General features: G+C 67.9%; 7 protein-coding genes and 1 tRNA gene. 3 read left to right on the top strand and 5 right to left on the bottom strand.

Annotated elements, in window-relative coordinates; genetic code table 11:
* Positions 1 to 240: 240 nt before the first annotated feature.
* The gene (locus tag ABTZ89_RS32855; protein WP_351052100.1) at positions 241 to 843 is read left to right on the top strand and encodes a response regulator transcription factor; all 603 of its coding nucleotides are present in this window, start codon (positions 241 to 243) and stop codon (positions 841 to 843) included.
* Positions 844 to 907: 64 nt separating this feature from the next.
* Here ABTZ89_RS32855 and ABTZ89_RS32850 read toward each other — a convergent pair whose 3' ends face one another.
* On the bottom strand, positions 908 to 2,035 hold the full coding sequence (locus ABTZ89_RS32850; protein ID WP_351052097.1) for a sensor histidine kinase: 1,128 nt from the start codon (positions 2,033 to 2,035) through the stop codon (positions 908 to 910).
* A gap of 161 nt (positions 2,036 to 2,196) precedes the next feature.
* Between ABTZ89_RS32850 and ABTZ89_RS32845 the strand changes: the two genes are divergently transcribed.
* On the top strand, positions 2,197 to 3,240 hold the full coding sequence (locus ABTZ89_RS32845; protein ID WP_351052094.1) for a hypothetical protein: 1,044 nt from the start codon (positions 2,197 to 2,199) through the stop codon (positions 3,238 to 3,240).
* A gap of 56 nt (positions 3,241 to 3,296) precedes the next feature.
* On the opposite strand, the gene ABTZ89_RS32840 is transcribed toward ABTZ89_RS32845, so the two are convergent.
* Complete coding sequence (locus ABTZ89_RS32840; RefSeq protein ID WP_351052091.1) at positions 3,297 to 3,941, bottom strand: DUF4232 domain-containing protein; 645 nt, start codon at positions 3,939 to 3,941, stop codon at positions 3,297 to 3,299.
* A gap of 280 nt (positions 3,942 to 4,221) precedes the next feature.
* On the opposite strand from ABTZ89_RS32840, the gene ABTZ89_RS32835 reads away from it, so the two are divergent.
* Positions 4,222 to 4,297, top strand: a tRNA-Lys gene (locus tag ABTZ89_RS32835).
* Between the two features lie 63 nt (positions 4,298 to 4,360).
* Here the strand turns inward: ABTZ89_RS32835 and ABTZ89_RS32830 are convergent.
* The 3 genes from ABTZ89_RS32830 to ABTZ89_RS32820 are packed head-to-tail and all read right to left on the bottom strand — an operon-like array spanning position 4,361 to position 7,214.
* A complete protein-coding gene (locus ABTZ89_RS32830; protein ID WP_351052088.1) occupies positions 4,361 to 5,548 on the bottom strand; it encodes a tyrosine-type recombinase/integrase in 1,188 nt (395 codons plus the stop codon).
* Positions 5,548 to 5,730, bottom strand: a complete 183-nt coding sequence (locus ABTZ89_RS32825; protein WP_351045340.1) for a helix-turn-helix transcriptional regulator — start codon at positions 5,728 to 5,730, stop codon at positions 5,548 to 5,550. Before ABTZ89_RS32825 ends, ABTZ89_RS32830 begins: the two co-directional genes overlap by 1 nt.
* A gap of 2 nt (positions 5,731 to 5,732) precedes the next feature.
* Complete coding sequence (locus ABTZ89_RS32820) at positions 5,733 to 7,214, bottom strand: replication initiator (RefSeq protein WP_351052103.1); 1,482 nt, start codon at positions 7,212 to 7,214, stop codon at positions 5,733 to 5,735.
* Positions 7,215 to 7,226: the final 12 nt, after the last annotated feature.

Below are 7,226 nucleotides of genomic sequence, written 5' to 3'. Positions count from 1 at the left end.
GTTCGAACACTGTTACGCACTCACGACCCTTTCTTACAGATTCTTACAACGTTTCCGACCATCCCTTACAGCTGCTCGACAACTCTTCGCAGGCGACGTCGGCATCGGTAGCGTTCCCGGTGTCCGAAGATGGCCGGTAAGACACGGCCCCGAACAATTCCCGCCGTATCGCGACGAACAGTCGAAGCTGCCTGTGCTCCGGCGCGAACCGGCGAAGTGTGGGAGTGAATCGCCTTGCTGATGCGCGTGCTGTCGGAAGTCACGGTGTTCGCCGACCGACCGGAACTGCAGGAGAAGGTCACCCGGATGCTGAGCGAGGCCCCGCAGCGCTCGCTCACCGACGTCGCGGTCCTCGCCTTCGGCGGGGCCACCCCGATCGAGCAGCTGCAGCACTGCGTGTCCCGGCTCAGCCGCTCCTACCGGGTGCTGGTGGTCCTGCCGGAGCAGGCGTTCGACCAGGTCCCGGAGCTGCTGCGGGCCGGCGCCCTGGGATTCCTCGGAACCGGCTGCGACCAGCAGGAATTCCACGACGCGCTGGCCGTGGTTGCCCGCGGCGCGGTGTACGTGACGTCCGGTTCCCGGGCGGCCCTCACCGGTGTCAGCGCCGAGTCGGAGTCGGTGCAGCAGCTGCTGACCCGCCGCGAGCAGGAGGTCTTGCGCTGGATCGCCGACGGCTACACGCACTCGCAGGCGGCCCGCCGGATGGGCCTGTCCGCGGCGACCGTCGACACCTACGTCAAGCGCATCCGGGCCAAGCTCGAAGTCCGGAACAAGGCCGAGCTGACTCGCAAGGCCATCGAGCTGGGCATCGTCCGACGGGAACCTCTTCTAACGGCTGCGTGAGGGGCACCGTTTCAGCTGGTCAGAGATCGTGAGTACTTCGGGGTGCCATAGCGCCCCGAAACGCTCACGAGGCGCTACCAGCGGCGAGCGGGATGGTGGCGGTGAAGCGGCAGCCGCCCTCGATGTTGTCCACCGCCACCGCGCCGTGGTGCGCCTCGACGATTCCGCGCACGATGGCCAGGCCCAGCCCGCCGCCGACGTCCTTGCCGGACGGCCGCGCCGGCGCACCGCGCCAACCGGGTTCGAAGACCTTCGCCAGGTCCTCGGGCGGAATCCCGCCGCAAGCGTCCGAAATGGACAGCACCGCCATCCCGTCCGCGGAGTGCGCGCTCACCGTCACCGCACCGCCGGGATGCGTGTGCCGGACGGCGTTGCCGAGCAGGTTGCCCAGCACCCGGTTGATCTGCCGGACGTCCACCCGGACGTCGAGGGACTCGATGCCGCCGGGCACCAGCCGCACCCCGCGGTTGCGGGCCTGCGGCTCGATCGCGGTCACCGCGTCGTTGATCAGGTCCGGCAGCGACACCGGCGTCAGCGACAGGGTCAGCGAGTTGGACTGGATGCGCGACAGGTCGAACAGGTCGCCGACCAGCTGGTCCAGCCGCTGCGTCTCCTGGAGGATCAGCCCCAGGTAGCGGTCCTGGTCGCGGGCCATGCCGTCCTGCAGCGCCTCGGTCATGGCCCGCAGCCCGGCCAGCGGTGTGCGCAGGTCGTGCGAGACCCAGGCGATCAGCTGCCGCCGCGAGGCCTCCAGAACCCGCTCCTGCTCGCGCGAAGCGGTCAGCGCCGCGCTGGTCGCGGCGAGCTCCTGGGTGAGCACGGCGAGTTCCGCCGAGCCGGACTGCGCGGGGGCGGCGAACCGCCCGTCCTCGCCCATGGTCCGGGTGGCGCGCGCGAGGCTCCGGCTGCCGTTGAGGATCCGCGCGCCGAGCAGCAGGCACAGCGCCAGCGACACCGCGGTCGTCGGGATGCAGGCCAGCAGCACGGCGATCATCGCCTGCTCGGTGAACACCCCGAGGAATCCCAGCGCGGCGAAGGTGAACGCGATCTCGATGACGGTCACCACCGAGAGCACCATCATCATCACGACCAGCGAACTGCGGCGCATCAACCACAGGACCACGGCGCCGAGCACCCCGACGGCCACCGAGCACCAGAGCGAGACTAGTGCGACGAAGAGGAGGTCTCGCATGGCCTTCATTTCTGTTCGCGGCAGCGGATTGTTGACGTTCGATGAAGGTTCCCCCGCGCAGGTTTCCCCCAGAACGGGCCAAAGTATAAGGTACTGAACGGAAAGCGGTGTCCGGTTCGGGGATCGGCGCCGGTCCCGGATTTCTGGAGTTAGTGATACGAGTGGCGTCGGAAACTGACCCGAATCGCGGACCGGAAGGCGAATCCCTGGAATCGCTGCCGCCGGAACTGCGGATCTACGTCCCGGCGGAAGGCACCCCGGTGGAACCGGTCGAACGGGCCGAGCCCTCCTACGAAGAGGTCCCGCTGGCGTCCCTGTCCGGCACCGCGCAGCCGCCGCAGCCCGCGCCCGCCGAACCGACCCCGGCCAAGGGAGTCGGCCTGCCGTCGAAGTTCTCGCTGATCGCCTTGGCGGCGGCGGCCATCGTCCTGGTGTCGGTGCCGTTCGTGATCGCGCTGCTGATGACCGGTGACCGCGAGGACGAGCACGTCGCGATCGGGATGAACGCGCCTCAGCCGCAAGAGCCCGGCAACGGCCCCCTGCTGTCGGCCCAGGAGCCGCCGCCGGAAACACCGGTCGATGCGCTGCCGGCCGAGCAGGGCGAGCCGGTCCGGACCGAACCCGACACCCCCGAGCAGAACGCCGGCCCGCCGCCGGTCGAGCAGCCGACCCGGGTGTCGCTGGTCGCCGGACCGGGCTGTGCGAACAACGCGCAGCAGAAGTACGAGGCGGTCGGCTACTACTCGAACGGCACCGAGGGCTGGTACACCCGGAGCGGGGGCAGCACCGAAGCCGGTTGCCGGGGCAGCTTCGACGCCATGCCGATGTCGGGGGAGGCCAACACCTCGGATTCCCAGCACTTCGGCAAGTGGGCCTTCGACGTCTCCGGCGACCTGAAGGTGGCCGACTGCGCGCTCTCGGTGTACATCCCCAATGACAGCGACCGCCGCAACGTGGGGGCCACCGCGGCCCACTACTCGATCTTCAACAGCTTCGACCAGGGCGGGGCGAACGTGATCGCCGTCAAGGACGTCGACCAGGTCGCGAACCTCGGCAAGTGGGTCGACCTCGGCACCCACCGCATCGACCAGGGCAAACTCTCGATCAAGCTGCACAACCGCGGTGAGGACTACAAGGAGGGCGCCGACGGCGAGGGCGCCCACGTCGCAGTGACCCAGATCCGCGCCAACTGCACCCCTGCTTGAGAAGACGAAGGGCGCTTCTCCTCCGAGTCGGAGAAGCGCCCTTCGAGCTCTTCGGATCAGAAGACGGTGACGCCCTGGGCGGCCGGCTGCAGGGAGCCGACCTCGATCGACTTGATCGGGTACTCGGGGTAGCCGCCGGCGCTCGGGTCGGTGACGACCTCGGCGTCCACCGCGCCCGGGCTGCCCGGCAAGCCGACCTTGAAGCCGGTGGCGACCTTGACGTCGGAGTCGCCCTTGTCACCGGTCTCGATCTTCACCCCGGCGAAGGCGGTCTGGCCCGGGGCGACCTCGAAGGAGGTCGGCGCGCCGGGGACATCGACCTGCTTGGCCTGCACGTCGATGTCCGCACCGGACATGTCGGTGCCGACCAGCGTCGGGTAGCCGTTGACCGTGCAGGTCTCCTTCGAGTTGTTGGTGGCCGCCAGCAGCAGGATGCCCGGGCGGTCCGGCTGGACGTTCAGCTCGACCTTGAAGTTGCCCGCGGAGCAGGCGGCCTCGCTGCTGGTCTCGTCGCTGGCCTGCTCGGTCTTGGCCTCGGTCTTGGCGTTGGTCTCGCCGGTGGCCTGCTCGGCGGTGGCGCTGTTGGTGCCCTGCTCCGGCGCAGGCGCGTTGGTCGCTCCCTGAGCGCACCCGCTGAGCAGAGCGACACCGCCGACCAGCGCGACAGCAGCACCCAGCGTACGAGTCCGGTTCAGCAACATGGTGTTCCTTCCGTATCAGGTTGAGCGTCCCGCGCCCTTTGCCCCGTAAGACGCGCACCCCGGGCCGGGGTTGCATCCCTTTGCCAAACTAATGGTCGATCTCGCCGACCAGGGATTCCGGCACCCGGTGCTCCCGCTGCCCGATCAGGGCCGTGACCAGCGGGTGGAGGTCCGGACCAGGTGAATCGCCCGCTCCGCGGCCGGGCTGCGACCGCCTCGGAAGAGAAACCGGCCACCAGTACCGCACAAGATCGTCCGGACCTTGTAACCTGGGGCACGCGGGGCGTTAGCTCAACTGGCAGAGCAGCGGACTTTTAATCCGCGGGTTCAGGGTTCGATCCCCTGGCGCCCCACCAAAACCCCAGGTCACAGACCTGGGGTTTCGTGTTGGTAGGGCCGAGTTGCCAAAAAATTGCCAACTATGCTGAGCTGCGCTCGTCGTCGACGAACGCCAGCGCCTCTGCGCTCGCGCGGGACTGCTGGCCCCGCCCGAAGTAGACGTCCTGCGTCATCGACACCCGCGAGTGGCCCAGAAGGTCGGCCACCTCGCGAGCGGTCACCCCGGCATCGGCCAGCAGCGTGGCGACCGTCTTACGCAGTGTGTGGAAGGTGACCCACTCGTATCCGGCCCGCACGCGGAACGGCTTCCACGCGCGGTTGGTGACGTTCGAGTAGTTGAGGTAGCTGCCGGTCGTGCTGGTGAAGATAGGCTTCTTCGGATCAACCTCGCCAAGCTGAGCCGCCCGGTCTTCGAGCATCTTCACCGCCCAGTCTGCGAGGCCGATGTCGCGTGCGGAGCCGTCGGTCTTGCCGTCGTTCCGTCGTACGCCCTTGCCCCGAGCCCGGATGAGGTTGCCGCTCATCCTCAGCTTCTTGGCCTTGGGGTCGAAGTCCTCCCAGTGCACGCCCAGCGCCTCGCCTGCTCGCTCCGCAGTGGCGATGAAGAACCGCACCAGATCAGCCAGGTCGCGTTCGTTGGCCTCCTCATCAGCGTCGAGCTTCTTCAGGAAGTCGATCAGCTGGTCCTTGGTCAGCGACCGCGGCTTCTTGCGCTTGATCTTGGCCCGCCGTTCGGCCAGAGGAGCGATGTCCTTGGTCGGGTTCTCCTCGATCGCCTCAGCCTGAATCGCGAAGTTGGCGACGTTGCTGATCACGGCCTTCACGAGCTTGGCCAGGCTCAGACTGTTCGCTTTGAGCTTGGCTTGGCACAGCTTGTTGACCACCGGGGTCTTCACCTCGAACAGCCGCAGCTGCCCCAACGCGGACTTGACGTGGTTCTCGTAGACGTTCTCGTAAGTGTCCAATGAGGTCAGTGAGTAAGTCCCGTTCTCTGCATCCTTGCGGAATTCCGCAAGCCACAGCTCGGCAGCTTCACTGAAGTAGGACCGTGCGGTCAGCTCTGCACCAGCCGCGCCAGCCGGTACGAGATCCTTGACCGCATCCCGAACCGCCTTCTTGGCCAGCTCCTTGGTCCTGCCCCGACGGCGCACGTCGACGTAGGTGCCGTCCACTCGCCGGTACCAGACACGCGCAGCAAACGACTTGCCAACCGGCTTCACCGAGATCTCGCCCATGCTGCCCAGCGGCAGCGAAAGCCGCCCAGCCATCAGGCCACCCCCTCGGCCTGAGCCTCGAACCATCGCTCGACGTCATCAGGCTTGAACCGGACGTACTTGCCGATCTTGCGACCGACCGGACCGTAGCCACGGCTGCGCCACTGGTAGAGCGTGCCGACCGGAACGCCGAGGTAGGCCGATACGTCGTCGATTCCCCACAGGTTGCGGATCATGGTCAGTCCTTCCTCTCGGTGGCGTAGCGGTGTTTGCGTGCTTGGCGGGTGCGGTCGGCGATGGCGGCCGCGAGTTCGCGTTCTTCGTCGGTGTTGTGGCCGACTGAGGTCATGTCCCAGTGGTTGACCACGGCGACGGTGTCGGCGGTGACGCCGAGTTCTTCGAGGTTCTGCTCGAAGCGCCAGGTCTGGCGGTCTTCGCGGAGCTGCTTGAAGGTGGTCGAGTACTGCCGCGACTTGGACAGGAAGTGACCGCGGAAGGCGAGCATGTGCGTCCAGCGCCGCAGGTTGAGTTCCGCGAGTGGTCCGGGGATCCAGCCGCCGTTGTCGCAGGTGGCGCAGTGGTCGATCGTGGTGCAGTCACAGGCGCCGGCTTGGTGCTCGCCGTTGGGGTGGCAGTCCGGGCAGACCTCCGGGGCTCCGAGGTCCCACGTGGTGCGCATGATCTGTTTGTGGTGCTCGGTGGTGCGCAGGTGCTCGATCTGGGCGCGGGAGCGGATCGGGCGGTCCGCGGCTTCGGACTTGCCGGTGCCCTTGGTGGCGTACTTGGCCACGTAGGAGGCGATCCGGTCATCGCTGATCGTGCCCTGGTCGTCTTCGAAGCGGTGCGCTTCAGCGGGGCGGACTGGGCGGATGTCGACCTGTTCGCCCCAGGAGAGTTCGAGCACCTGGCCGTCGCCGAACTTGGGGGTGGTGACGGTGGTGTCGGCGTGGGCGGCTGTGACGGCGGCGGCCAGGAGCTCGGCCGTGCCCCACGGCGGGGTGGTGTCCACGGCACCGTCCGGGCCGTCGAGACGGATCACCGCGTGGAAGTGGATGGTGCCGCGCTTCTGGAACTCGGCGACCTTGGCGTAGCTCAGCCGGGCGTGGTTGCCGAAGTCGCGGATGGTGAGCCCGGCTGCCCGAGCGAGGTGGCGCCGGAGCTTGGTCGTGAAGACATTCCAGAGCTTCCCGGAGTGCGCCTGCCACAGGACGTGGCCGGTGTAGTCGTAGCCCTCGGGGTCGAGCGGCTGGCCGATCTTCGGGTCATGCTCGTGGTGGTAGGTGCCGCAGCGGCACGGCGCGAGCTTCCCAGAGGAGGTGGTGCGGCGGTTGTGCACCGGCCCGAAGCTGGGAGCGGTCAGGGTGACGAACAGCCGTGGCTTCTCGGACACCGAGGTGGGCACGCCCTTGGAGCCGCCGGACAGGCCTGCTCGCATGAGGTGGAAGGCGTCGGCGGCGTAGCGGTCGGAGCAGGCCGGGCAGACGCTCTCGCGGCGGTTTCCGCAGGGGGACATGATGTGGCCGCTGGTCTGCGCCGGGCGCCCGTCGGGGCGGGTGAGGACTTCGCCGGTGGTCTTGTCGGTGATCTGCCACAGCCCGGACAGGCGGACCGGGTGCAGGCAGCCGTAGACGTTCTCGACCTTCGCGCGCCAGTCGCGGTAGTCAGGGGATTGGATGCGCCGCTTGAGGCGGTCGACGTCCGGAAGCGTGGGCAACACCATCGGTGGTGACCT

Origin of the sequence: Saccharopolyspora sp. NPDC002686 (genome assembly GCF_040295745.1) — a bacterium.
Lineage (GTDB): Bacteria > Actinomycetota > Actinomycetes > Mycobacteriales > Pseudonocardiaceae > Saccharopolyspora > Saccharopolyspora oryzae.
The sequence above is the reverse complement of the archived record's forward strand: the minus strand, read 5'-3'. Positions and strand labels throughout refer to the sequence as shown.

What these genes read in the sequence shown, in the direction of transcription:
- ABTZ89_RS32855 (WP_351052100.1), top strand. Translation starts at nt 241, where the DNA reads ATGCGCGTGCTGTCGGAAGTCACGGTGTTCGCCGACCGACCGGAACTG.
- ABTZ89_RS32850 (WP_351052097.1), bottom strand. Translation starts at nt 2,035, where the DNA reads ATGCGAGACCTCCTCTTCGTCGCACTAGTCTCGCTCTGGTGCTCGGTG.
- ABTZ89_RS32840 (WP_351052091.1), bottom strand. Translation starts at nt 3,941, where the DNA reads ATGTTGCTGAACCGGACTCGTACGCTGGGTGCTGCTGTCGCGCTGGTC.
- ABTZ89_RS32830 (WP_351052088.1), bottom strand. Translation starts at nt 5,548, where the DNA reads ATGGCTGGGCGGCTTTCGCTGCCGCTGGGCAGCATGGGCGAGATCTCG.
- ABTZ89_RS32825 (WP_351045340.1), bottom strand. Translation starts at nt 5,730, where the DNA reads ATGATCCGCAACCTGTGGGGAATCGACGACGTATCGGCCTACCTCGGC.
- ABTZ89_RS32820 (WP_351052103.1), bottom strand. Translation starts at nt 7,214, where the DNA reads ATGGTGTTGCCCACGCTTCCGGACGTCGACCGCCTCAAGCGGCGCATC.